23 protein-coding genes are annotated in these 24353 nt (G+C 61.5%); 9 read left to right on the forward strand and 14 right to left on the reverse strand.

Features of this window, described 5'->3' with window-relative positions; all coding sequences use genetic code 11:
- The first annotated feature begins 69 nt into the window (after nucleotides 1-69).
- A complete protein-coding gene (locus IHQ72_RS37405) occupies nucleotides 70-423 on the forward strand; it encodes a hypothetical protein (RefSeq protein WP_441338647.1) in 354 nt (117 codons plus the stop codon).
- A 128-nt stretch (nucleotides 424-551) separates the two neighbouring features.
- Here IHQ72_RS37405 and IHQ72_RS14710 read toward each other — a convergent pair whose 3' ends face one another.
- The 5 genes from IHQ72_RS14710 to IHQ72_RS14730 all read right to left on the reverse strand — a co-directional run bounded on the left by IHQ72_RS14710 (nucleotide 552) and on the right by IHQ72_RS14730 (nucleotide 5667).
- A complete protein-coding gene (locus tag IHQ72_RS14710) occupies nucleotides 552-1358 on the reverse strand; it encodes an ABC transporter permease (RefSeq protein WP_258123085.1) in 807 nt (268 codons plus the stop codon).
- Complete coding sequence (locus IHQ72_RS14715) at nucleotides 1358-2191, reverse strand: ABC transporter permease (protein ID WP_095496496.1); 834 nt, start codon at nucleotides 2189-2191, stop codon at nucleotides 1358-1360. Before IHQ72_RS14715 ends, IHQ72_RS14710 begins: the two co-directional genes overlap by 1 nt.
- A gap of 24 nt (nucleotides 2192-2215) precedes the next feature.
- Nucleotides 2216-3328 (reverse strand): ABC transporter substrate-binding protein, encoded by a 1113-nt coding sequence (locus IHQ72_RS14720; protein WP_258123838.1) that lies wholly within the window; start codon nucleotides 3326-3328, stop codon nucleotides 2216-2218.
- Nucleotides 3329-3420: 92 nt separating this feature from the next.
- Nucleotides 3421-4515, reverse strand: a complete 1095-nt coding sequence (locus IHQ72_RS14725) for an ABC transporter ATP-binding protein (protein WP_258123086.1) — start codon at nucleotides 4513-4515, stop codon at nucleotides 3421-3423.
- A 264-nt stretch (nucleotides 4516-4779) separates the two neighbouring features.
- Nucleotides 4780-5667 carry a LysR substrate-binding domain-containing protein gene (locus IHQ72_RS14730; protein WP_258123087.1) on the reverse strand — a complete coding sequence of 296 codons (888 nt, stop codon included), beginning with the start codon at nucleotides 5665-5667 and terminating at the stop codon, nucleotides 4780-4782.
- A 75-nt stretch (nucleotides 5668-5742) separates the two neighbouring features.
- Here IHQ72_RS14730 and IHQ72_RS14735 point away from each other — a divergent pair, with 75 nt between their 5' ends.
- Nucleotides 5743-7338 (forward strand): zinc-binding metallopeptidase family protein, encoded by a 1596-nt coding sequence (locus IHQ72_RS14735; RefSeq protein ID WP_258123839.1) that lies wholly within the window; start codon nucleotides 5743-5745, stop codon nucleotides 7336-7338.
- Between the two features lie 22 nt (nucleotides 7339-7360).
- Nucleotides 7361-8293, forward strand: coding sequence for a dimethylarginine dimethylaminohydrolase family protein (locus IHQ72_RS14740; RefSeq protein WP_258123088.1), 933 nt, complete (start codon nucleotides 7361-7363; stop codon nucleotides 8291-8293).
- An 82-nt stretch (nucleotides 8294-8375) separates the two neighbouring features.
- On the opposite strand, the gene IHQ72_RS14745 is transcribed toward IHQ72_RS14740, so the two are convergent.
- Nucleotides 8376-9383, reverse strand: a complete 1008-nt coding sequence (locus IHQ72_RS14745) for an ornithine cyclodeaminase family protein (RefSeq protein WP_258123089.1) — start codon at nucleotides 9381-9383, stop codon at nucleotides 8376-8378.
- A 157-nt stretch (nucleotides 9384-9540) separates the two neighbouring features.
- On the opposite strand from IHQ72_RS14745, the gene IHQ72_RS14750 reads away from it, so the two are divergent.
- The gene (locus tag IHQ72_RS14750; protein WP_258123090.1) at nucleotides 9541-10002 is read left to right on the forward strand and encodes an Lrp/AsnC family transcriptional regulator; all 462 of its coding nucleotides are present in this window, start codon (nucleotides 9541-9543) and stop codon (nucleotides 10000-10002) included.
- A 106-nt stretch (nucleotides 10003-10108) separates the two neighbouring features.
- Here the strand turns inward: IHQ72_RS14750 and IHQ72_RS14755 are convergent, their stop codons facing one another.
- Both IHQ72_RS14755 and IHQ72_RS14760 read right to left on the reverse strand, forming a co-directional pair.
- On the reverse strand, nucleotides 10109-10492 hold the full coding sequence (locus IHQ72_RS14755; RefSeq protein WP_258123091.1) for a YybH family protein: 384 nt from the start codon (nucleotides 10490-10492) through the stop codon (nucleotides 10109-10111).
- Nucleotides 10493-10651: 159 nt separating this feature from the next.
- Complete coding sequence (locus IHQ72_RS14760) at nucleotides 10652-11401, reverse strand: SDR family NAD(P)-dependent oxidoreductase (RefSeq protein WP_258123092.1); 750 nt, start codon at nucleotides 11399-11401, stop codon at nucleotides 10652-10654.
- A 97-nt stretch (nucleotides 11402-11498) separates the two neighbouring features.
- Between IHQ72_RS14760 and IHQ72_RS14765 the strand changes: the two genes are divergently transcribed.
- Entirely contained in the window at nucleotides 11499-12392 is an 894-nt protein-coding gene (locus IHQ72_RS14765; RefSeq protein WP_258123093.1) for a LysR family transcriptional regulator, read from the forward strand.
- A gap of 41 nt (nucleotides 12393-12433) precedes the next feature.
- On the opposite strand, the gene IHQ72_RS14770 is transcribed toward IHQ72_RS14765, so the two are convergent.
- Complete coding sequence (locus IHQ72_RS14770; RefSeq protein ID WP_258123094.1) at nucleotides 12434-12856, reverse strand: VOC family protein; 423 nt, start codon at nucleotides 12854-12856, stop codon at nucleotides 12434-12436.
- Between the two features lie 212 nt (nucleotides 12857-13068).
- On the opposite strand from IHQ72_RS14770, the gene IHQ72_RS14775 reads away from it, so the two are divergent.
- The 3 genes from IHQ72_RS14775 (at nucleotide 13069) to galE (ending at nucleotide 16590) form a co-directional block, all read left to right on the forward strand.
- Nucleotides 13069-14271: an MFS transporter gene (locus IHQ72_RS14775; protein ID WP_258123095.1), complete on the forward strand. Its 1203-nt coding sequence runs from the start codon at nucleotides 13069-13071 to the stop codon at nucleotides 14269-14271.
- Between the two features lie 373 nt (nucleotides 14272-14644).
- Nucleotides 14645-15619: a UDP-glucuronic acid decarboxylase family protein gene (locus tag IHQ72_RS14780; RefSeq protein WP_258123096.1), complete on the forward strand. Its 975-nt coding sequence runs from the start codon at nucleotides 14645-14647 to the stop codon at nucleotides 15617-15619.
- Nucleotides 15616-16590: a UDP-glucose 4-epimerase GalE gene (galE, locus tag IHQ72_RS14785; RefSeq protein ID WP_258123097.1), complete on the forward strand. Its 975-nt coding sequence runs from the start codon at nucleotides 15616-15618 to the stop codon at nucleotides 16588-16590. The genes IHQ72_RS14780 and galE overlap by 4 nt, the downstream gene beginning before the upstream one ends.
- 234 nt (nucleotides 16591-16824) lie before the next feature.
- Here galE and IHQ72_RS14790 read toward each other — a convergent pair whose 3' ends face one another.
- The 5 genes from IHQ72_RS14790 to IHQ72_RS14810 form a co-directional block, all read right to left on the reverse strand.
- A complete protein-coding gene (locus tag IHQ72_RS14790) occupies nucleotides 16825-18060 on the reverse strand; it encodes an ABC transporter ATP-binding protein (protein ID WP_258123098.1) in 1236 nt (411 codons plus the stop codon).
- Nucleotides 18061-18065: 5 nt separating this feature from the next.
- Nucleotides 18066-19694, reverse strand: coding sequence for a glycosyltransferase family 2 protein (locus IHQ72_RS14795; protein WP_258123099.1), 1629 nt, complete (start codon nucleotides 19692-19694; stop codon nucleotides 18066-18068).
- 241 nt (nucleotides 19695-19935) lie between these two features.
- Nucleotides 19936-20871, reverse strand: coding sequence for a glycosyltransferase family 2 protein (locus tag IHQ72_RS14800; RefSeq protein WP_258123100.1), 936 nt, complete (start codon nucleotides 20869-20871; stop codon nucleotides 19936-19938).
- 88 nt (nucleotides 20872-20959) lie between these two features.
- Nucleotides 20960-21805, reverse strand: coding sequence for an ABC transporter permease (locus IHQ72_RS14805; RefSeq protein WP_258123101.1), 846 nt, complete (start codon nucleotides 21803-21805; stop codon nucleotides 20960-20962).
- Nucleotides 21805-22776 carry a polysaccharide deacetylase family protein gene (locus IHQ72_RS14810; protein ID WP_258123102.1) on the reverse strand — a complete coding sequence of 324 codons (972 nt, stop codon included), beginning with the start codon at nucleotides 22774-22776 and terminating at the stop codon, nucleotides 21805-21807. Before IHQ72_RS14810 ends, IHQ72_RS14805 begins: the two co-directional genes overlap by 1 nt.
- Nucleotides 22777-23146: 370 nt before the next feature.
- Between IHQ72_RS14810 and IHQ72_RS14815 the strand changes: the two genes are divergently transcribed.
- Nucleotides 23147-24283 (forward strand): glycosyltransferase family 2 protein, encoded by a 1137-nt coding sequence (locus IHQ72_RS14815; protein ID WP_258123103.1) that lies wholly within the window; start codon nucleotides 23147-23149, stop codon nucleotides 24281-24283.
- The last annotated feature ends 70 nt before the right edge of the window (nucleotides 24284-24353 follow it).

Below are 24353 nucleotides of genomic sequence, written 5' to 3' on the forward strand. Positions count from 1 at the left end.
AACGCGCGCCCAACGGACGCGCTGGCGAGCCGCGCTCCGTCCGGCTCCCGAATTCACGACGAATGCTCGATGGCCAGGGCGAGCAGGCCCGGCCACTCACTCGACCAGAACATGCGCCTCCCGCGCGGCGCCGACAAAGGCATCCCTTGCGGCTTCGGTTGTAACATCGCCGCTCATGGCCCGGCGGCATGCGCGCAGTGCGGCGCCATGTTGCAGGCTGCCAGCGTCGCGCCACTGGCCTGTCAGCAATTCGACAGCCTGTTGTGCGTTGGAAATATGTCGGATCGTTCCAGTGATGCCGACCGAAACAGCAACCGGCTTGGAAAACCATCCTTGATCCATGGTGGAACCTTTGGTGAGTTGAACGCACCAAAACGCATGGCGTGGTACAAGGTTTCATTTGCGGCTGTCATCATGGCGTGAAAGCGGCGTTCCGCCGCCAGAAGGTCGGCGGGCGTCCCGTTCCAATCGGAGTCGCCAACGAGCCGCTCACCAGCATAGCAACGAACGCATGCCGACCCCGGGTAGGGCAGGCACGCGTCTGCCTACCACTACTGCGCCCGGCGCAGCCTGACCACAGCACCGCGCGCCGCGAGCACCAGCACCGTGATGATGATCAGGATCACTGAGAGTGCGGCAATCGCCGGGTCGATGTTGTCGCGCAGGCCCATCCACATCAGCCTGGGTAGCGTGATGGCGTTGACCGAGGTGATGAACAGGGTGACGCCGATCTCTTCCCATGACAGCACGAAGGACAGCAGGGCGGCGGTGACGATGCCGAATTTGATGTTGGGCATGATGATGCGTGTGGCGCGCTCCCACACGGTGGCGCCGAGGCCGCGTGCGGCAAGGTCGATACGCCGGTCGAGCTGGCTGAGCGACACCAGGATCAGCACCGTGGCGAAGGGCACCGTCATCACTGCATGCGCCATGGCGACACCGAGCCAGGTGTCATAGCCGAAGAACGAGCTGGCACCGGAGATCGAGGTCAGTAGGAAGTAGAGCGTGATCGCCGAGACCACCGGCGGCACCACCATCGGCAGCAGCACGAAGCCGACCAGCGCGGCGGTAAAGCGCGGCTGGAACATCCACACGCCAAGGCTAAAGCACAGCGCCAGCACGGTGGAAAAGGCGCTGCTGACGACGCCGATCCTGATCGAGAGCAGGATCGAGTTGATCCAGCGCGGATCCTCGATCAGCGCCCGGTAGTGTCGCAGCGACAATTCGCCGGACGGCATCGCCAGCATGCGGGTCGGCGTCAGCGACACCGGAATGACGGCAAGCAGCGGCAACAACAGGAATAGCGCCACCAAGGCGGCGAGGATCAGCGAGACGGGGCCCGGGCGGTAGGTCGGCATCAGATCAGCTGCCTCGGCCTGACATAACGGAACACCAGCGCCATCAGTGCGCCGACGAATAGCACCAGTACGACGCTGATCGCCGCCCCCAGGCCCCAGTCCGGGCTCTGGAAGATGCGGAGATAGATCAGCTCGGCGACCATCACGCTGCGGCCGCCGCCGAGGATCGCCGGCGTCACGAAGAAGCCGAGCGAAAAGACGAAGACGATGAGCGCCGAGCCGATGATGCCGGAGCGCGTCATCGGCACGAACACCGACCAGAAGGTGCGCATGCGGCTGGAACCGAGCCCGCGCGCCGCCAGCAGCACGCGGTCGTCAAGGCTGCGCATCGAAGACGCCAGTGGAAACACAGCGAAGGGAATGAGGAAATGCGTCATGCCGACGATGACGCCGAATTCGTTGCGCACCAGCGTCAGCGGTTCGGAGATGAAGCCGATCGCCTGCAGCCAGGTGTTGAACAGGCCCCGATTGGAAAGCAGCGCCACCCAGCCGAAGGCGCGCGTCAGCACCGAGATCCAGAACGGCACCAAGATGCAGAACTCGGCGATCACGCGCTGCGCCGGCGTGCCGCGCACCCACACCACGGTGATGGCGTAGGCGGCGGCAACCGAAACAATCGTGACGATTGCGGCGATGCGCAGCGTGCGGACAAACACCGACTGAACCAGCGGGTCGCTAAGCAGCGTGCCATACTGCCCGAGCCCCGGCTCGGGCAGGGTGAAGCTCCAGTTGACAACGCCGAAGAATGGCCAGGCGTAGGCGGCGCCAAGGAACAGGAGCAGCGGCGCCATCAGCAGCGCCGCGCCCATCCTGTCGGAGAGATATGCTTTCATCTCGGCCCCGGTTATCCCGGTCTATCAGGCGGAGATGATCTTCGTGTATTCGTCGAGTGCTGCCCCGTAGTTCTTGGCGTACCACTCCATGTCGAGCGGGATCTGCTTCTTCATGTTTTCGGGGTCGACCGGGTTGATGCGCTTCTTGTCGGCGGGGATCAGCGCGTCGGTGGCCGGATTGGCCGGACCCTGGCCGAGCTTGTCGAACATGATCAGTTGCTTCTCCGGATCCTGGGCGCTGGCGATGAACTTCATCGCCGCGTCCGTGCCGCCGGGATTGCCCTTGAGCACGGCGAGCGCGCCGGGCGAGATCAGGCCCTGGTCCCAAATGAACTTGATCTTGCCGCCGGAATCCTGCTCGATCAGTGAGGCGCGGGTCGACCAGACGATCGCCATCGAAGCCTCGCCGTCGAGCAGCACACTCTGGCTTTCGGCGCCGCCGCCCCAATAGGCCACGACGTTTTCCTTGAAGGCGGCGATCTTGTCATGCGCGCGCTTGAGGTCGAGCGGATAGAGCGAGGCCGGCGCGATGCCGTCGGCGAGCAGTGCCGCTTCCCAGCTCGACACGCCCCATTTGTAGAGCGAGCGCTTGCCGGGGAATTTCGTCACGTCGAAGAAATCGGCCATGCCGGTCGGTGCCTGGCTGCCGAATTTCTCGGAATCATAGGCGATGACATAGGAGAAGAAATAGGTCGAGGCGGCGTGCTCCCAGCCGAAGCCCTCGCGCATCTTGTTCTTGTCGACGATCGAATAGTCGATCGGCTCCAGCATGCCTTGCGCACCGAGCGTGATCGCCGAGAACGGATCGACGTCGACAAGGTCCCAGGTCGGGGCGCCGCTCTTGAACTGCGCCGCGATCGCGCCCTCGGTCGGGCCGGAGCCATCCATCTTGACGGTGATGCCGGTTTCCTTGGTGAAGGCCTGGCCATAGGCCGCGTCATAGGCGGTGATGGCGTCGCCACCCCAGTTGACCAGCACCAGTTCCTTGGCTTGCGCGAAGGCGTCGGTCGAGCGCAGCAGCATCGGCGTCCCGGCCAGCACGAGTGCGGCCAGCTGCGTGAACTGCCGGCGCGAGATCTCGCCGCGCACCGCCCTGGCGGACAGTGTCTCGATGGAGTGTTTCTTGGTTTCGCTCATCTCTGAATTGTTTGTCATGTCAGTTCCCCTTTTTTGTCGTTGATATTTCCCGAAAGCCAGCCTGGCGAATTTCAGCTTCGCCACGCCGGTCGTCATTGTCCTCCGTCCGGAAGGAGGAAACCTTTTTCCGCAGGCCATGTCAGCCACACGGAATTGCCCTTGCTGAGTGCCGAAGCGGCGACCTCGTTCGGCACCGAGACCGTCACCTTGGCACCCTGGCGCGTCGTGAGATCGAGCCGCGTCGCAGCGCCGAGATAGGTCGAGGCGACCGCAGTCGCGGCGATGCCGTTCTCGCCGGCTGTCGCTTCGGGCGCGATCGACATGTATTCGGGCCGGATCGCCAGGATGGCGTTGCTGCCGACGGCGCTTGCATTGCCGCGCAGCGTGATGGTGCGGTCTTCGCACAGACCGGTGGCGCCGTTGTCGGCATTGCGCACGCCCTTCAGCGGCAGCATGTTGATCTCGCCGAGGAACTCGGCGACGAAGCGGTTGGCCGGCCGGTCGTAGACCTCGTCAGGCGCGCCGACCTGCAGCAACTTGCCGTGGTTGAAGATGGCGACGCGCGACGACAGCGCCAGTGCCTCGCTCTGGTCATGGGTAACGAAGACGAAAGTGGTTCCGGTTTCCTGGTGCAGCCGCTTCATCTCGGCCTGCATCTGGCCGCGCAGGCCCTTGTCGAGCGCCGAGAACGGCTCGTCGAGCAAAAGCACGCCCGGCTCGAACACCAAGGCACGCGCCAGCGCGACGCGCTGCTGCTGGCCGCCGGACAATTGCGACGGCAGTTTCTTCTCGTGGCCCTTCAGCCCGACGCGCTCGATCATCTCACTGATGCGTCGCTTGATCTCGGCCGCCGATTTCTTGCGCACCTTGAGCGGGAAGGCGATATTGGCCTCGACGCTCATATGCGGGAACAGCGCGTAGCCCTGGAACACCATGCCGGCGGCACGCTGCTCGGCCGGCCGCTCGGTGATGTCGACGCCGTCGCTGAACAGGCGACCGTCGGTCGGCTGCACGAAACCGGCAAGGATCATCAGGAAGGTAGTCTTGCCCGAACCCGACGGCCCGAGCAGGGTCAGGAACTCGCCGCGGCCGATGTCGAGCGTCAGATCGTCCAATGCACGGAACGAGCCGAAGCTCTTGCCGATCCCGATTGCCTTGATCTCTGCGGCACGGCCGGGTTGCTGCATCCTGCCTTTGTCCTCAACGCTGATTGAAATCGTAGGCAGGGCGGCGGCTCACCGCAACCGAATAGTTTTCGCCTGACCGGCAAATTTGATTCATCTATGGCGCCAATCTCCCCCCTCGAGGGGGAGATGTCGCCGAAGGCGACAGAGGGGGTCGTCTCGCGTGGAGTGGCGACTTCCTCTTTCTTTGAAAGCAGACCGGGCCGAGCCCAGCCGAAGCGACCCCCTCTGGCCGCTTCGCGGCCATCTCCCCCTCAAGGGGGGAGATTAACGCTGGTTCTCCGACAGCTTCGACCGCAACCATCCAACGAAAACATTCAGCACCGGGTGGCTCGCCTTCGCATGTTCGGAAACGAGGAAATAGGAACGCGGCGATTTGATCGCGATGTCGAACGGGCGGACCAGCCGGCCTTCGCTCAGCGCCCGACGGCTGGTCAACTCGTCGCCCATGGCGATGCCCTGGCCGGCGATCGCCGCCGAAAAAACCAGGTTCATATCGGAAAAGAAAATGCCCCCTTCGATGTCGGGATTCTCGACCTTCGACAGCGCCAGCCAGCGCGCCCAGTCCTCGGTGTCGCCGAGATGCAGGAGATTGGCGCGCAGCACGTCGGCGGGCCTGGAAAACCCGCCGATCTTGTTGAGCAGGGTCGGGCTGCACAGCGGCGTGAACGAGATTTCGCACAACAGCTCGACGGAGCGGTTCGGCCAGTTGCCGACGCCGAAGGCGATGAAGGCGTCGGCTTCGGCATTGCTGACATCGTCCAGCCGCCGCGGCGTCAGGATACGCAGCGCGACATCGGGGTACATCTGCCGGAATTCGCCAATGTGAGTACACAGGAACAGCGACGCGAAGCCCGGCGTGCAGCTGACGCTGAACGAGCCGCCGACGCCGGTGCCGGCATGGCGCGTTACCGCATCGCCCAGCACCGTCAGCGCCTTGCGCACGTCACTGGCATAGCGTTGGCCGCGCGGCGTCAACGCCACGCCCTTGCCGATGCGCTCGAGCAGATCGAAGCCGAGATCGCGTTCGAGCAGGCGAAGCTGATGGCTGACGGCGCTGCGGGTCAGATGCAGTTCGTCCGCGGCGCGCCAGACGCTGCCGTGGCGGGCAAAACTGTCGAGGGCGCGCAGCGCCTGCGTCGATGGAATTCTCAAGAGGTGAACCGAATTTGCATGAGCCGGGAAAACATATCACTTTTTGGCGAGGCGCTTCACTGCTTTCTTTCACCCATGGAGGAACCGGTGACCACCTCGGCCCAAGCAACCGCGCTTTCCTGTCTCGACGATATCCAGCCGTCGCTGTCGGCGTGGACGCGGACGATCTTCGATTTCGGCGAGACCGCCTGGCGCGAATACCAGTCGGCCGCTTGGTATGTCGAGCATCTGAGGCACGAGGGCTTTTCGGTCGAGGAAGGCTCCGGCGGGATGCCCACCGCCTTCTGCGCCCACTGGACCAACGGCGCCGGGCCGACCATCGGCATGTATGCCGAGTATGACGCGGTACCCGGCAATTGCCAGGATGCGGCGACCGTCAAGCGACCGCGTCCGGGTCTAGGCGCTGAGGCCGGCGGCCACACCGATCCGCATTCGGGGCTGGGCATTGCCAGCCTCGGCGGTCTGCTGGCGGCCAAGGCGGCGATGCAGCGCCACGGCATATCGGGCACGCTGCGTTTCACCGGCGAGCCGGCGGAGAAAGTGCGAGGATCGAAGCCGATCCATGCGGCAAAGGGCTACTATGATGGCCTCGCCGGCATGATCTCCTTCCATCCCTTTTACATGCTGCCGCTCTGCAACACGGCGCGCTGGGACACACATTGCGGATCGGCCTGCGCGATGATCTACCGCTTTGTGTGCGACGAACCCGAAAATTGGGTTCGCGCAAGCGATGGCGCACCGATTCCGCAGGCGCATTCGGCGGTGAGGGCGCCCGGCGCCAACGACGCGCTCATGATGATGTACATGGCCTCCAAGGCGCTGCGCGATTCCATGCTGCCGCATCAGGGCGGCTGGTCGATCAGCGAGGCGATCCTGACGGCAGGGCAGGCGACCGCCGACAATCTGCCGGCGGGCCTGGCCGAGATCCAGTACATGATCCGCGTGCCGACGCTTGCGATGGCCGAGCAGGTCACCGCCGTGCTCGACCGCAATGCCGAAGCCGCCGCGAAAATGAGCGGCTGCCGCTACGAGCGGCACTGGGTTTCGAAGTCGCGGCCGGGGCTTGCCAATCACGTCATGTCAGGCATCGCCTTCGATGCGCTGGCGACCGTCGGGCCGCCGCGCTGGGACGAGGCGGCCAAGGCGATCGCCCGCGAAATCCAGGTCAATGCCGGCGGCGCGGCGACCGACGAGCCGTTTATCGCCGAGTTGGAGCAGCTGATTGCGCCTGAGGAGGCGGAGGCGATCCTGCGCCGCGACCTGCCGCCGTCGCAGCTGAATTCCACCTCCGACGATTACACCGACATGTCGTGGCACACGCCGACGGCGCGGTTCTACGTCGCCCGCCCGGCGTTGCGGTCCGAGAACGGCCACGCCTATCCGTCCTGGGCGATGAACGCGCTGGGCGGCATTTCTGCGACGATCGATCCGATGGTCACCTGTGCCGCGAAGACGATTGCGCTCGCAGCACTTCGCCTGCTGGAAGACAAGGCCGCCCGCGATGCGGCGATGGACGAATTCGTCGCCCGCACCGGTGGCGGCATCGGCGGCAGCAAATGGCTGGCGCCGCTCTGCGACTACGAACCGCCGATCCATTTCCGCTGGCCGGAATATGTCACCACCCCGCGCGGACGCGACTGGTGGATACCAAGCAACCCGCAAGCCGCGTGATCACCCAAGCCAGGAGACCCCCATGACCGTCCATGACCGCATCGTAGCAGAACCGTTTTCGTTGCAGCGCCGCAATCCGGCCGGCGGCACCAAGCCGCTGACCGCCTGGGGTTTTGCCAACGAGACCGATGTGCTGACCGACGTGCTGCTCGGCTCGCCGAATTTCCTGCGCCACCTTTCGACCAGCTCGCTGTCGCGCAAGCATCTGCGCGAGGCGCCGTGCAACGTCCAGATCGCGCAGGCGCAGCACAAGGACCTGGTCGCCGCCTACGAGCATTTCGGCGTCAACATCCACTGGCACGAGCCGACGCCGGAACTGCCGATGCAGGTTTATTCGCGCGATTCCAGCGTCATGACGCCGTATGGCGTCATCATCACCGCAATGGCCAACTGGTGGCGGCGCGGCGAGAACTATGCGGCGATCCGCACGTATGAGAAGCTCGGCATCCCGATCTACGACATGGTCACCGCGGGCACTTTCGAAGGCGGCGACTTCAACGTCATCGAGGACGGCGTCGTGCTGATCGGCTGCGGCGGCGCCCGCACGCAGGAGGAGGGCGCCCGCCAGGTCCAGGCCTGGTTCGACAAGGAGGGATGGGAAACCCGCATTGCCTTCATCGACGAATATTATGTTCATATCGACCTGATGGTGGTGCCGATCGCCGAGAAACTCACCGCCGTCTGCCTCGCCTGCACCGAGCCTGGCATCGTCGACTGGCTGAAGGGCAAGGGCCACGAGATCATCGACGTGCCGTTCCAGGACACGATCGCGCTCGGCTGCAACTTCATGTCGCTGGGCAAGGACAGGGTGATCGCGCCGACATCCAGCCAGACGCTGATCGGTCAGCTCAAGGCGCGCGGCTTCGAAGTGGCGGCCATCGACATGAGCGAGATCTCGAAGACCGGCGGCGGCATCCACTGCATGGCGCAGGCGCTGAAGCGCGAGCCGACATGAGGGGCCGGCCTTTAAGCCCGACCGCCTCGGCGAAAACGCCATTGTCAGCAACGTCGATCCCAACCTGGCTCGCGGCACGCGCCTACAGCACGACGAGCTTTCCCTTGGGCACACGCCGGGCGCAACGGTAGGCGAGATCGGCGGCGACCATGTCTTCCATGGCAATGCCCATCGCCTTGTAGGTGGTGATCTGTTGATCCGAAACGCGGCCCGGCGCGCGATCGAGCAGCATGGCGCCAAGCTCGGTGCCGAAATCAGGGTCGATGCCGGCAAGCTCGCAAGAACCGACCGGGGTCGGTTTGAATGCATCCTTGGTCTCGACAAAAAGACTGGATTTGCCGATGAGCTCGATCGGCATTTCACCGCCCGGCGGCGCCACCCCTACCGACGAGACATGCGTGCCCGGCTGGACCCAGCCTGCGTCAATCACCGGATGGTAGGAGTGGGTCGCCAGGCACACCACATCGGAACTGCGCACTGCCGCCTCGAGGTCGGCGACCGCCACCACCGACGGATGCAGCCGGGCAAGCGCTGCCGCATCGTCGAAGCTCTTCGAGGTGACGCGGATTTCGGCAAAGTCGCGCACCAGCGGCAACAGATGCAGGTGCTGGTTGGCCTGCACGCCGGCGCCGACCACTGTCGCTATCCTGGCATCCCGGCGCGCAAGCGCGCGCACCGACAGCACGGCGGAGCCGGAGGTTCGCACCGCGGTTATGAAGGTGCCGTCCATGATGCAGACCGGCAGGCCGGACAGCGGATCGAACAGGCTGATGGTGGCGAGGTGGCTGGGCAGGCCGATTGCCAGGTTGCCTTCGAAGACGTTGACGATCTTGACGGTCAGGTTCATTCCCTCCATCCAGGCCGGCATGGCGAGGCTGTAGCCGGCCCCGGGGATGTCGAGTTGTGGTCGGGGTGGATTGACGACCTTGCCTTGTGACAGCGCCTTGAAGCCGTCTTCCAGAGCATCGAGAAGCTGGCTGAGGTCGATGCACGCCATCACGTCGGCTTCGCTCAGCACCAGGATCTCGGTCGGTCCCTTGCTGATTTCCGTCGCACTCTTGGCGGCTGGGCTGAACGCTTCCTTGGTCATCCTGCACTCCTGTGGTCTAGAAATCGGCTCACCACGTTTGCTTTGAGCGGGTGAGGGAAGCGCAGGCTATTGCGAGATTTCATGTGATGAAATACGTTTATTTTGACGCTCTGCGTGAAATCAGCACACAAATCTCTGAAATAGCGTGGATTGTGAAATGGGCGACCTCGACCAGATAGACCGCAGCCTGCTCCGGCTGCTGCAGGAGGACGGGCGCCGGACGACGCTTGATCTTGCCGGGCGTGTCGGGCTGTCGCCGACCGGAACCAGCCAGCGGGTGAAGCGCCTGTTCCGCGACGGGTTCATCACCGCGGTCAGGGCCATGCTCGATCCCCACAAGGTCGGCAGGGGAACGCTGGTTTTCATCGAGGTCCGGCTTGACCACACGGCGCCGCATGTCTTTGACCGCTTCGCCGAAGCCGTGGCGAAAGCTCCGGAGGTTCTGGAGTGCCATATGGTGGTTGGCGGTTTCGATTATCTGGTCAAGGCGCGGATCGCCGATATGGCGGTGTTCCAGGATTTCCTGCAGCAGGTCATCCTGCCACTGCCCGGCGTGCGCGAAACGCACACTTTCGCCTCCATCGCCGATGTCAAGCCGAACGCCCTCTTGCCGGTGTGATCGGGTGGGGGACGGGAACGCTGTTCAGGGCGACCTTGCATCGCATCTTCGCCTTCTTATCGCTCCCCTGGCACGCCTTCCGGTGCAGAGATGCCGGAGACCGGCTCTAGCCTTGCGGGGTCAGCAGGTTCGCATCGCGGGCCAGCCGCCACTCACCATCCGCCTCCTTGCGCAGGAGCGTCAGCGTATATCCCGATTGACGCACCGGCTTCCCGTTCGGCGGCGTCGCGGTCATATCGATACGACCGCGCATAAAGGCCCAGTCGCCGAGCAGCTGTAGTTCAACGATCTCGTTCGTGCCGTCGACATGAACGCCGGCCATCTCCTGCGCGGCCGCCGCGAAGATCTCCTTGTCGAAGGGCTCCCGGCCGGGAACCATGAAGATCGCGTCGTCCGTCATCAAGCTGAGGACGGTCGCGGTGTCTCCACGCTTGCTCGCATCCATCCACGTCTCGACCAGCTTTCGGATTGCTCTTTCGTCGTCCGTCATCCGTTATCTTCCTGGCTTCTCGCCGTCATCGGTACCGAACGGCGCTCCTCCTCGCCGCAATATAGGGCTTAGATCGCTACCGTCATCGATTGCAGTGTTTATTGACGTCGCGCTGCGTGGGGCATGGTCCGTGAACGACCGGTCCGCGCCCCTCTATGCCTACCGCCAACCGCCCGAGGCGGTGATGCGCTCGCCGGTCAGCCACGATGCCTCGTCGGAGGCGAGGAACACTGCGATGCGGGCGATGTCATCGGGCTGGCCGAAGCGCCCGAGCGGGGTCATGGCGACGATCTGCTTTTCGAACTCGCTGCCGACGATGCCGATCCGCTGCAGGCCTTCGGTGTCGACGCCGCCCGGGGCAATGGCGTTGACGCGGATGTTGCGGGCGCCGAGCTCCCGCGACATCGACAGCGTGATCGAATCCACCGCGCCCTTGGTGGCGGCGTAGACCAGCGAGTTTGGCTGCGGGTTGAGGCTGGCGACCGAGCTGATGTTGATGACGCTGCCGCCTCCGGCGCCGAAATGATTCACCGCTTCCCGGATGGTCAGGATAGTGCCCAGCACATTGGTGTCGAATTCGCGGTGAAACTCGGCCTCGGTCACTGCTTCCAGCGGCTCGAATGCGAAGACGCCGGCATTGTTGACCAGGATGTCCACCGCGCCCAACGACGATTTGGCCGCCTCGAACAGGCGGCGCACGTCGGCGGCTTGCGACACGTCGCCGTGGACGGCAACGGCCCGGCCGCCTGCGTCGTTGATCGCGGCAACGACGCAGTCGGCACCTTCCCGCGACGAGGCATAGTTGACGACCACGGCAGCACCGGCCGCCGCAAGACCCTTGGCGATGCCGGCGCCGATACCCTTGGAGGCGCCGGTGACGATGGCGACCTTGCCGTTCAGTTTGCTCATCAAATCTCTCCTTTGTCGATGATGAGCGGTACTTAATGATGATCGGATAGCGTATAAGGATCATCTCGATCGGTTCTTTCATGCCTGGAATTCTTGAATGACCACCATCCTCGAAAAGACCGCTGGTCTTGTCGCCTTCGTGCGTACAGTCGACGCCGGCTCGTTTCATGCCGCCAGCCGGCTGGTCGGCTCCAGCCCGTCGGCGGTGTCGAAGAGCGTGGCGCGGCTCGAGCGCCGGCTGGGCGTGCGGCTGATCCAACGCTCGACGCGCCGGCTTGGGCTGACCAGCGAAGGCGTCGCCTATTACGAGCGGGTGGCGCCCTTGCTCAGAGCGCTGGACGATGCCGAGGACATCGTCCAGATGGCTGATACGGCGCGCGGCCTGCTGCGCGTTACGGTCTCCGTCGAACTCGGGCGCGGCCTGATCGCCTCTTGGGCGCAAGCGTTCCTGGCTCAACATGGCGAGGTGAGACTGGAGCTTAGCGTCACCGACCGCCATGCCGATCTGATCCGCGAAGGCTATGACGTCGCGGTGCGCATGGGGGCGCTGTCGGACACTGGGCTCGTGGCGCGCAAGATCGCCAATCTGCCGATCGTGCTGGTGGCCTCGCCGGCCTATGTCGAAAGGTGCGGCCGGCCGGCCTCGATCGAAGCGTTGCAGAGCCACGATTTCGTCCGCTACCGGATGGCCGGCCGGCCTTATCCGGTCACCTTCGCCGACGGCACGGCAATCGTGCCGAACGGGCGGCTCGATACCGATGACGGCGGCGCTATCCGGCAAGCGGCGCTTGCCGGAGCCGGCATCGCGCATCTGATGCAGTTTGCCGTGCAGGACGATCTCGACGCAGGCCGCCTGGTCCGCATCCTGCCCGAGGTGGCGATGCCGACCATGCCGGTGCACATCGTCCATGCGTACGGGCGACAGCTACCGGTCCGCGCCCGGCTGTTCGTCGATTTCCTGGCGGGCCGGATGGCGGCGCTGACGCGATAGGGCGGGCGGGCTGGCCTTCGCCGTGATCCGACACCCGGTCATCAAAACGCAATCTTCACCGAAGCGGCGCTGCGGTTGGCTGGGCCGTGAAAGACGGCCTCTATGTTGTTGCCGTCGGGGTCGAGCAGGAAGGCGGCGTAGTAACCGGGATGGTAGTGCTGCCGCTCGCCCGGTGCGCCATTGTCGGTGCCGCCGGCCTCGAGCCCGGCCTTATAGACGCCGTCGACCATCCCGCGGTCCCTTGCCTGGAAGGCAAGGTGGTGGCGCCCCGTTAGTTGTCCGCTGGCCGCCCGGCTGTCGATGCTGGAGACGAACAGTTCGTCGGCCCAGAAATAATCCTCGGCGCTGCCGCCGATGGGAACATCGAGCACCTTGAAAACCGCCTCGTAGAAGCGGCGGCTGGCCTTGAGATCCCTGACCACCAGCTGGACGTGGTCGATGAGACGGCCGCGATGAAGTTCCATGCCTGTTAGCTCCTGATCGCCAGGTTGGAAATCTAGCTCAGGGCGGTGCACGGTCAATGCAATGGAGCAATTGAGTGGCGCGATTTCCTGACTAGATAAAAAATGCAACCGGATTGTAGGATTCGAAATGTCGCCATCGTCCTTCGGACGCAAGCGGTGTGACGAAGCTCGAAAGAAGTCGCGCCGTGTCCAAACGATCTCGGGAGAAAAATATGCGCATTTCCTATCGTTGGGTCATCGTCGCGGCTGGCGCCCTGATGACCTGTGTCGCCCTCGGGGCGATGTTCTCGCTGGCGATCTTCCTCGAACCGATTGCGCTCGACACAGATTGGTCGCGCGCCGGCATATCGAGCGCGATGACGCTGAACTTCCTGGTAATGGGCCTCGGCGGCTTCGCCTGGGGCGCCATTTACGATCGCTACGGCGCTCGCATTGTCGTGATGATAGGTGCGGTGCTGCTCGGGCTGGCGTTGGTACTGGCCAGCCGCACCGGCTCGCTGCTTGTCTTCCAGATCACCTATGGCGTGCTCGTCGGCCTCGCGGCAAGCGCCTTCTTTGCGCCGATGATCGCGCTGACCACGGCCTGGTTTGACAAGAACCGCAGCCTTGCCGTTTCGCTGGTTTCGGCCGGCATGGGCGTGGCACCAATGACGATCTCGCCCTTTGCGCGCTGGCTGATCTCGGCCTATGACTGGCGCACAGCCATGTTCGTCATCGGCGTCGCGGCCTGGGCACTGCTGGTGCCGGCCGCATTGCTGGTGCGCCAACCGCCCAAGCCCGCCGCTAACGACGCCGCCTCCGATCTTGCGGCCGGCGATACCGGCATGTCGGTTCCACAGGCGCTGCGCTCGCCGCAATTCATCGTTCTGGCACTGACCTTCTTTGCCTGCTGCGCGGCGCATTCCGGGCCAATCTTCCATATGGTGAGCTATGCGATGTTGTGCGGCATAGCGCCGATGGCGGCGGTCAGCATCTACAGCATCGAGGGCCTGGCGGGGCTGGGCGGCAGGCTTTTATACGGCGTGCTTGCCGACCGGCTGGGCGTCAAGCCGGTGCTGATTACCGGTCTGGCGATACAGTCGGTGGTGATCGCAGCCTATCTTGCCGTCAGTGAGCTTGGTCAGTTCTATACGCTCGCCGTCATCTTCGGCGCCACCTATGGCGGCGTGATGCCGCTCTATGCGGTGCTGGCGCGCGAATATTTCGGCCAGCGAATCCTCGGCACGGTGTTTGGTGCTGTGACCATGCTGTCCAGCATCGGCATGGCCTTCGGCCCGCTCGCCGGCGGCATGGTGTTCGATGCCTATGCCAGCTACTCCTGGCTGTTCATCGGCTCGGCCCTTGTAGGACTCGGCGCCGTGGCGGTGGCGATCGCCTTCCCACGGCTGCCGCGCAGGGAGTTGCAACCGGCGTAGCACGGCTGAGAGAGGATGCAGGGGGTCGAAATTGGACACGCTTACGTCAGCTTTTGACCCCGTTGCGAGGCGTCCATTGGCAACCATAGAGCCAGGTCAAGTCTGTGCAGGACCCAGCTCCCTTTATTAGAAATCGATCATGATGCAGCGCAGTGCATTCACGTCCAAATGTCGATTGCCGGTAGGCTGAGGTTCGGACGACCGTCAAAGAATGGCAAATCAAGGGCTTTTTCATGGATTGTGCGCCGCGCACTCACGCGACTATTTCAACTACGTTAACATTTTGTGTTTGCGGCGCAGCATTTTTTTCCTATCCTCCCCTCAGGGCTTTGCGCATTCGATTGCGTGAAGAACTGGCGTGAGGATCCCTAAAATGCAGCAGGCAAAGCGAGTCTTGGTGACGGGGGGCGCAGGTTTTCTGGGATCGTTCTTATGCGAGCGGTTGCTTGCTGAAGGCCACGAGGTTGTATGCGTCGACAATTTCTTCACAGGAAGTCGGAGAAACGTCTCGCATTTGCTCGACAACAGATCCTTTGAGATCATTCGCCACGACGTGACATTTCCACTCTACATAGAAGTTGATGAAATATACAACCTTGCTTGCCCGGCAAGCCCAGTTCACTATCAGTTCGATCCGGTCCAGACGACAAAGACCAACGTCCATGGGGCGATCAATATGCTGGGGCTCGCCAAGCGGGTTCGCGCAAAGATCCTTCAGGCGTCCACGTCTGAAGTCTACGGCGATCCCGAGATTCACCCGCAGACCGAGGACTATTGGGGCAGGGTAAACCCGATAGGTCCCCGTTCCTGTTACGACGAAGGCAAGCGGTGTGCCGAAACCCTGTTTTTCGACTATTGGCGGCAGCACAGGCTGCGGATCAAGGTAGCGCGCATCTTCAACACTTACGGTCCGAGGATGCGTCCTGACGACGGCCGCGTCATTTCCAACTTCATCATGCAGGCACTGCGAAACAAGCCGATAACTGTGTACGGCACCGGCCAGCAGACACGCTCATTTTGCTACGTCAATGATCTCATCGACGGTCTGGTTCGCCTGATGCACACGGCCGACGATGTTACCGGTCCAATCAATCTCGGCAACCCGGTCGAATTCACGATGCTCGAACTTGCCAATCTCGTGATCGAACTTACCGGAAGCCGATCCAAGATCAGGTTTTTACCTTTGCCCGTCGATGACCCAAGGCAGCGACAGCCTGATATCGGGTGTGCCTTGCGCGAGCTCAATTGGAAGCCAAGAATCGCATTGCGCGACGGTCTCGCCCCGACCATTGCCTATTTCGAAGACTTGGTCTCATCGGGATATGCTCGGTCCGCTGCAGCCGAATGAAAACAGTCTTGGTCACTGGCGGGGCGGGCTATATCGGCTCACACTGTTGCAAGGCCTTCGCCGAATCCGGTTGGTCGGTCATTGCGTATGACAACCTCTCGCGCGGCTGGCGCGACGCGGTCAAATGGGGACCGCTTGTCGAGGGCGATATTTGCGATGTCGCAGCGGTGGCAGCAGCGCTGCACCAGTATCGGCCGGATGTGGTAGCGCATTTCGCCGCTTACGCCTATGTCGGCGAGTCCGTCGAGCGCCCGGAACTCTACTACCGAAATAACAGTTTTGGGACGCTGGTCTTGCTCGAGGAAATGCTGAAGATCGGCGTCGACAAGTTGATCTTGTCGAGCACCTGCGCGTCTTACGGCGTTCCGATTCGTTCTCCGATTGACGAAACGCATCCGCAGTCGCCCATCAATCCCTATGGATGGTCGAAATTCATCGTAGAACGAATGGTGGACAATCTTTCGGATGCCCATGGCCTCAACGCGGTTGTGCTGCGGTATTTCAACGCGGCCGGATGTGATCCCGACGGCGAGGTCGGTGAGCGGCATGAACCGGAAACGCATGTCATTCCGCTCGCTATCGAGGCGGCGGTTAGATCGGGCCGGATTTTTACCATTAATGGCACCGACTTCGACACCCGGGACGGAACCGCGGTGCGGGACTATGTCCACGTCACCGATCTCGCCCGTGCGCACGTTCTGGCAGGGGAGAAGCTTCTGCGCGATCCGGGAGTCCACGTCTACAATCTTGGCACCGGAACAGGAACGACGGTGAGCGAGTTGGTCGATGCGGTGAGCCGGGCTTCGGGAACGCGCCTTCCTGTGGCGTACGGTCCGCGCAGGGCAGGCGACCCGCCGGCGCTAGTGGCCGCGGCCGGCAAGGCGACCCGGGAACTCGGCTGGGTACCCGGGCAATCCGGAATCGACCGGATCGTCGAAACGGCGCTGGCCTGGTATCGCCGCCGGATGTGACGATCTTTTTGCGGAAGAGCCCTACCGCCTGGTCAACAAACAATCGAGAGCGGCGGCGACTGCGGCAAGCGAGAAATATCCGTTTTCGCGATGCCTACCGAGGCGTTCCCGCAAGCCCGGATTGTCCTTCAGTCTTTGCAGGGCGTGCGCGATTTCAGCGCTGCGGTCGCGCGGTCGACGGATTGAACTACATACATCGAAGATTCATTCGCCAGGACGTCACTCCACGCGCCTTCAATCCACCTTAAGCAACTGGGCAGAATGCGACAGTCGCACAATCCCGTGCTCTTTCAGATATGGCCAATAGGAGTCATTGACTGTTGCTGCAACAACGTCGAACGTTAGCAAGTTCTCGCTTGCGAGGTCCGGGTCATCCTCTCCCCACGCATAGAGAGCCGCTCCAGCGCTATAAGTGCCAGGCAACAATCCCAACGATCGCACGCTGAATACGACCTTGGCCTGCCCAACTATGTCAAATTGACCAACACCTTCCGCGAGGCTTTCGAGCACAGAGATCAAGTTGCCTTCCTGATCAAAAATCTGGATATGAACCACGCTTCGGTGAAACGAATTCCTCGCGCCCAGCTTCAGCACAAAATCGTAATCGCCGCCAAACTTGAGCTGGCTGCAGCGCTCGCGCGTACCCGGATACACAATAGCCACTTGCATCCAGAGGTCATCATCGCCAACGCGCTCGGATCCGTTGCTGCTCGGGGCGGTGTTCGACAGGTACGCATCGATGATCGATGATGCCTCGCCAAAATCCTTCAGAAGGCCGCGGTCCAGATAAATCGCTTTTGTGCAATGCTGCCGAACCATGGCCATGTTGTGGCTCACGAACAGCACGGTCCGACCTTCACCCGCGACGTTCTTCATCGTGCCGAGACATTTCCTTTGAAATTCAGCATCGCCAACAGCAAGCACCTCGTCGACGACGAGAATCTCCGGCTCCAGATGAGCAGCGATCGCGAAGGCAAGCCGAACATACATGCCGGACGAATAACGCTTGACCGGCGTTTCGAGAAAGCTGCCGATATCGGCAAATTTGATGATCCGGTCTAGCTTACGCGTGATCTCGGCCTTACTCATGCCGAGGATCGCGCCGTTGAGGTAGATGTTCTCGATCCCGTCGAGATCCGGATGGAATCCGGCCCCTACCTCCAGCAAGCTTCCGATCCGGCCTCGCATCACTGCCTCGCCCTCATCCGGAGCCGTGATCGAGGTCAAAACCTTGAGCAGCGTGGTCTTTCCCGAGCCGTTGCGTCCGATGATACCGCACACGGTGCCAGTCGGAACGGAAAAAGTGATGTTCCTGATGGCGAAGAATTCGTTGAGGGAAGCTTCGGCTTCCCGCGAGCGCAAACGCGCGACAAGTTGTTCGACTTCCTCACGCAATGAGCGCACGCCGATCGCGCCGCGCCGGTAGCGCTTGGAAAGTCCTCGGACCTCAACGGCTGGCAATTCTGTCATCGATCTCAAGCCGTAACATTTGCGGTTCGACTGCCGGGTTGATCCGCGGTCAGCCCGTCCTTCACGACGCGCGCCGTGACAACGATAGGATAGGCGGTATCCCGGACGTCGAGCTTCTGGTCAGAAACTTCTTCCTTGGCGAGTCCCTGGAGAAAACAAACTGCCGCAAAGACGTTGCCGTGGGTTTCGAGCGCCATATTCGCCGTGCTGAAGGATTTCGCAAGCAACTTCGCCAACGCCGCCTGCGTCAATGACCAGAACCACGTGCTGCCCCACTCGCCGCGATCGACAGGGGTGATGCCAGGAACAGTTAGCAGCAGCACGCCCCCGGGCTTGAGCGCTTCGGCCAGTGCAGCGACCGCGGCCGACATGTCGAAGATCAGATGAAGTGTTTGCGTGAGGATGATGCAGTCGAAGGCGTTTGGCGGCAGGACTCCGGGCTGCGACAGGTCGCCTATGATGGTCGCGTTTGGATCATCGGGATCAACATGCAGCACGTCGCTCTTGACGACATGAGCACCGCCAAAATGCATCGTGTAGCTGTTGTCGCCGATTTCCAGCACACGGCCATGTATGTCGGCCGCATTCAATTGTAGGAAATTCTCGATATAATACCGATCTATTGGCTTGCCGCGATCATATCCAAATGAGCGGCTCATCGGCATTGTGCGCGCGAAATCCCCAAACTGCACCGAACCGACGCGCGGAGCCCGCCAATCGGCGCCGGAAGCTCCGAGCAGCCGTTGCACATGCCTGCCGACCTTGCGTGTTATCTTAAATGCCGCCGTTTGCAGCGTGATCGGCGGCGACATCTGCAAAGCCTGCCGCAGCATGCGAATCGCTTTGGCGGGTTCGGCGCGGATCGCGCGCAAGGCATCAGTAGTCAACTCTCCGGTATAGTAGGTCTTCCAGAACCGCCTACCATCGCGGACTGCAAGACGCACACCGTCGTCAACCGGACCTGCCAACTGCTTGTCAAGCACCGACAATGCTGCAGCGAGCATCATCGATCGATTCTTCGACATGTTGTCGCCGTGCATGCGATACTCGGCGACGACATCGTCGTGCGTTACGATCGAACCGCGCCGGGCGATTCGCAAGAATAGCTCATAGTCTTCGCAGGACCGCATTGAAACGTCGAACCCGCCCATGGCCGCGAGCCTCTCCCGCCGATAAACCACGGTCGCATGCATCGCAATGAAGTTTCCCGTCCGCAGTAACTGAACATAAGGATCTTCAACAAGCGCGATGTGATGCTTGTCTGAGTCAATCGCACCGCTTCCATTGATGAAGCGATGAGCTCCGTAGGCGAGAACCGTATCTGGATGCGCAACCAGCATTCGCACGCCCGTCTCCATGGCATTCGGAAGGAGACGATCATCCGCGTCCAGAAAGGTGATGTAATCGGATCTGGAAGCCGCCAGTCCGGTGTTTCGGGCGGCCGCGAGCCCGCAATTGTCCTGCCTGATCAGGCGCACGCCTGGATGACGCTCGACAACCGATGCCGGATTGTCGGTGGATCCGTCGTCGACCACAATAATTTCATCCATCGGCCGGCTTTGACGAAGACAGCTCTGAATGGCTTCCTCGAGAAAGCGAGTATGGTTGTAAGTTGTTATGACGACTGCGATCATGAGACAGCCAAATTCTCCTTAGCTTCGCAGAGAGGCAACGGGCTGGTGTTCGTTGCCAGAAATCGAACGCGACCGTAGGCCTCACAAACAGAATTTTGGCACAGAAATGATGGACACTGGTCAGTTTTAGCACGTCGCCCCCAGTGAGGCGATGCGACTTGTCATTCACGTAGAACGGTATCGTTAATATCAGAAATCTCAGGCTCGGTCGCGATCCAATCCGCGCCACCGGTCCTGCCCACTACTTCAGCCTGAACACCTTCGACAGGATGCGACGTGGCGTCAGCCGCCGAGCGAACCGGCGTCCGGCTTCGATGGCGAGGTCAAACCTATCGCGAAGTGTCAGGGGCCGACGCTGGGCGGGATAGCGCGCAAATGCGAAGCGGAGCGCCCGCTGCAACTTCGGCGTCATCAATCCCGAGGCCGATGCATGCATCTCAACCCATTCGAGGAAGCCAATGCGAGCAGCATGCGGGTGCAGTCGATCGTAGATGCCGGAAGCAGTCGCCTTGGCCGATGTCGAATCGAGGTGCTGCCTGTATCGGCCGGTGGGCGTGGATGTCACGAATACCGGATAGCGCAACAGCAGCTTCACTAGAAGGGTCTGGTCTTCGTAGAGCTCGAACGCCTCATCGAAGCCGCCCACCGCTACCAAAGCTTCGCGGTGAACCATGATCGAGCAGATGCACGGCACATGAGCCCGCTGGCGCACGATGACCTGGTCGAGCAGGTCGGGCGGCATGTGCAGACGGTCCGATTGGCGTGGCATCGAGTCGGTCCAGTTCCTGTGCGGCTCATCGGGGAACCACCACAGGGTCGGTCCGTAAAGGACCTTGGCGCGAGGATGCGCATCAAAGATCGCAAGTTCCGTCTCGAATTTTTCCGGCTCAAATATATCGTCGCCATCCAGGAACGTGAAGAACATGCCCGACGCGGCCGCGATTCCGGCATTGCGCGCCGCGGCGGCGCCGCGACGCTGGCCGTTCGATCGAATGAAACGGATTCGCGGATCGCCGGTTGCTGCAGCCACCGCGATTGCAACGCTCCCGTCGAATGATCCGTCGTCAATGAGAAGCATTTCCCAGTCGGTGAAGGTTTGCGCGCGCACGCTTTCGATCGCGTCCGGAAGAAACCGCTCGACATTGAGGAAAGGCGTGATGACGGAGATCAATGGCATCGGCGTCGTGCCCATTGTGCAGAATGCGCGGCGGCCGACGAAGGGCGACCTTCACTCTCTACGGGGCCGCAAGGGTTGTCATTTCTCTTCACAGCATGTCCATGGCCGTTCGTTCGACGCGTTGAAAGATCACGACGCCGATGAACAGCACGACCGAGGTCGTGACAAGCGCTGCAGCGATTTGTGGCGCACCGACTGCCGAAGTGCCGAAGAAGCACCAGCGCCCTTCATCAATTATGACAGCGAGCGGATTCAGAAATCCGATCAGCGTCCGGTACTGCTCGGGAATAGCCGAAAAAGGAAAGATGATCGGCGTCACGAACAGCCAGATCTGAATCAAGAACGGAGTCATATGAGCTGTATCGCGGTACTTCGCGGTTGACGCTCCTAGACAAAGCCCAACAGCCAACGAGAATGCCGCGATCTGGATGATCACCAGCGGAAAGAACGCGAGGCGCCACGACAACCCGTCCACTTTTCCTGTCAGCTGGTACCAGAGCAAGAAGGCCAATGCGACGCCAAGCTGGATCGCCAGGGCCACAGTGTTCGACAGTAGCGACGACACGGGAACGACGAGTCGCGGGAAGTAGATCTTGCTGAAAAGATGACCGTTAGCAATGAAGACCTGGCTCGCGGTGGAGACGACTTGGGAAAAATACGACCACAGCACCAGCGCTGTCAGATAAAAGATTGGCGCGGGATGGCCACCGGTTGAAATGCCCGCGATACCGCTGATGACGGTGGTCAACGCTGCGGTAAGCGCCAGGGGCTGCAGGATCAGCCAAGCCGGACCAAGCAAGGTCTGCTTGTAGCGGACTTTGATGTCGCGCATCGCGAACAGGAGCAGCAGATCGCGATAGCGCCACAGGTGCCAGAAATCGAGGTCAAACCAGCCGCGTCGAGGAGTGATAATGGTAATCTGCTGTGCGTTCATCAGAACAGATGATCCTCGATTTTTCGCAAGAATTCGTCCCCTGACCAGTTGCCGACATACAATCGAGGTAAACGCAGCACGTCTGCCTCGGGCGTAACGCACCCGGCGCGCGTCGTGCATGCGAACTCAAATCCCGCTTCCCTGACGGCAGTTACCGACAGAGCGTCATGGTCTCCGAATGGATATGCAAAAGAGAGGACGCGTTTTCCGGTCATTTGCTCACAGGCCGAACGGCCGTCGACGATCTCGCGAAGCTGGGTCGCGAAGGAATGGGCCGGAAGCGTGGGATGACTGACAGTATGACCGCCGATCGTGATCAGGTCGTCACTGATGTCACCAACCTCCGCGGGAGTCATAATACAGTGCTCTGGCCTGGCGTCGAGACCAACGCCCGCCCATTTCGCAATGTCTTCGACGTGTGCGTTCTGTCGCTCATACGGCAGCGTTCGGAGCGCCGACCACACCTCCCGGTAGACTTTGTCACGGCCGGCCTGATCCACCATCTTCGGGATAAGCCAGTGATGCCTGCCTCCCTCGATCGTGATGTCGAGTTGGTCAGGCAGTTCAGGCGTCTCAAGACAGATTCGCGTGAGCGCATCCCACCAGAATTCTCTGCCGCTTCCGATTGCTCCCGTCGCAACAAACAGCGTCATCGGGCAGTCGTGACGCTGCAGGATCGGGCGAGCGTTGCTGTAGACGTCGTGATAGCCGTCGTCAAACGTGACAACCGCAAGCGGTTTGCCTGGCTTTCCCCGTGCGATGACATCAAACAGCTCATGCAAATGCACCACCCGCCGACTCCGCGTCAGCGCTTCGATTTGTTCGTCGAACCTCGCCGGATGGACGGCTAGGCTCCACGGATCGACGGCGATATCTGCCACGCGATGGTACATCAATATGATGGGAGCACGGCGCAGGCGTCGACGCCGGACCAGCCGACCAAGCTGCAGGAGAACGCGCGGAATCACCATCGGTCTCCCGCCGCAGGAACCGTAAAAACCACGCTCATGTCCGATCGTGGATGCCATCCCGATCGGCAGAAACGCGATACATGTGAGTGTTCAAGCATATAGCTGATGGCAATAAGACCACGAGGCCACGGGCACGGATGTGAGCGAAATGAAAGGAAGCATGAAGGCATCCACAAGTTTGGGCGGATTGAAACCAGCATATTAGCACGTGTCGCCGCCGTAAGTGCGAATACCGGGCGAATTCTCAGACGTTGAAGTAGCCGTAGGGAGAGGCGCGGCTTGATACTAGCCCGCTCGAGCATGCTAGTATTTAGGCCGGTGGCGCTCCCGTCTTTCTTTCATCCTTCATCAAAAGCAGGCTTTTTTCGATATGCAACCCGCAGTTTCCGTCATCATTCCTGCCTACAATGCGGAAAAGACCATCCGACACACCCTTCAGTCGGCCGCCTCGCAAACTTTCAAACAGCTAGAGATCATAGTTGTCGATGACGGGTCGACCGACCGGACCGCTGAGATCGTCGAGGCATTTGCAACCAGTGATCCGCGTATTTCCCTTCTGAGACAGCAGAACCGAGGGGTTGCTGTCGCCAGAAACCTGGCAATTCATGCGGCGAAGGGTGAATTTATAGCGCCACTTGATGCGGATGATGTGTGGCACCCGACAAAGCTGGAAAAGCAGCACAGCCTCTTTCAGTCGCGGCCTTCTCTCGGCCTTGTCTACGCATGGTATCGGGTCATCGATGATGATGATTGGGTGATCGAATGCTCCCCGCCAACTCTCGCTCGCGGGGACGTCCACAACTGGCTGCTGGTTGAGAATTTTATCGGCAATGCAAGTTCACCGCTAATCAGGCGATCAGTTCTTACGGCAACCGGGGGATACGACCCGTCGCTCAGAGCCGCAGGCGCCCAAGGAGCCGAAGACTTGCAGATGCAGCTCAACATTGCCGCGATCTGCGATTATGATGTCGTTCCCGAGTATCTGATTGGTTACCGGCGATCACTATCTTCTATGTCGACCAGGTATGTCGTCATGCTGACATCGCACCGGATCGTCCTTGAAACAGTCCGCACGCGACATCCCAAGCTAGCTTCTTTCTTGTTTCGTTGGTCCGATGGCGTGGCTTCAGCGTATTATGGCAGCGAAGCCGCCCGCACGTCGCCAGGCGCGGCCATCGCTCCGCTTGTCCACGCAACACGGATCGATCCGGCCGCGCTGTTTCATGTCTTCGCAAAGCCGTCCGCACAAGACATGTGGCGGCGGCTGCGTCGCTTTGTGCCAAGAATGCTTGCCGTTAAACAGCGCATGATTCCGACCTCACCGCATTCCATCTGTACCTCCGAGCGTTTTTTCGACGCCGATCCGACCTTCATCTGCCAGCCATTTCCTCCGGAGTGGCTTCGAAGGCGAGTCCAGGTGGCCCTCAAGACGCCGACGCCGCGCCAGCTTCGCGAGTCAGGTCCGAGGAGAATTGATCCGTCCGCTCTCGTCGAAGACGGCGCTTAAGGTCTCAGATCACGAGGTGCACCTAGACCCCCGTGACGGAAGAGCCGCTGCAAGCGCGCGAACAGGAATA

Source organism: Mesorhizobium onobrychidis, assembly GCF_024707545.1.
GTDB classification, from domain to species: domain Bacteria; phylum Pseudomonadota; class Alphaproteobacteria; order Rhizobiales; family Rhizobiaceae; genus Mesorhizobium; species Mesorhizobium onobrychidis.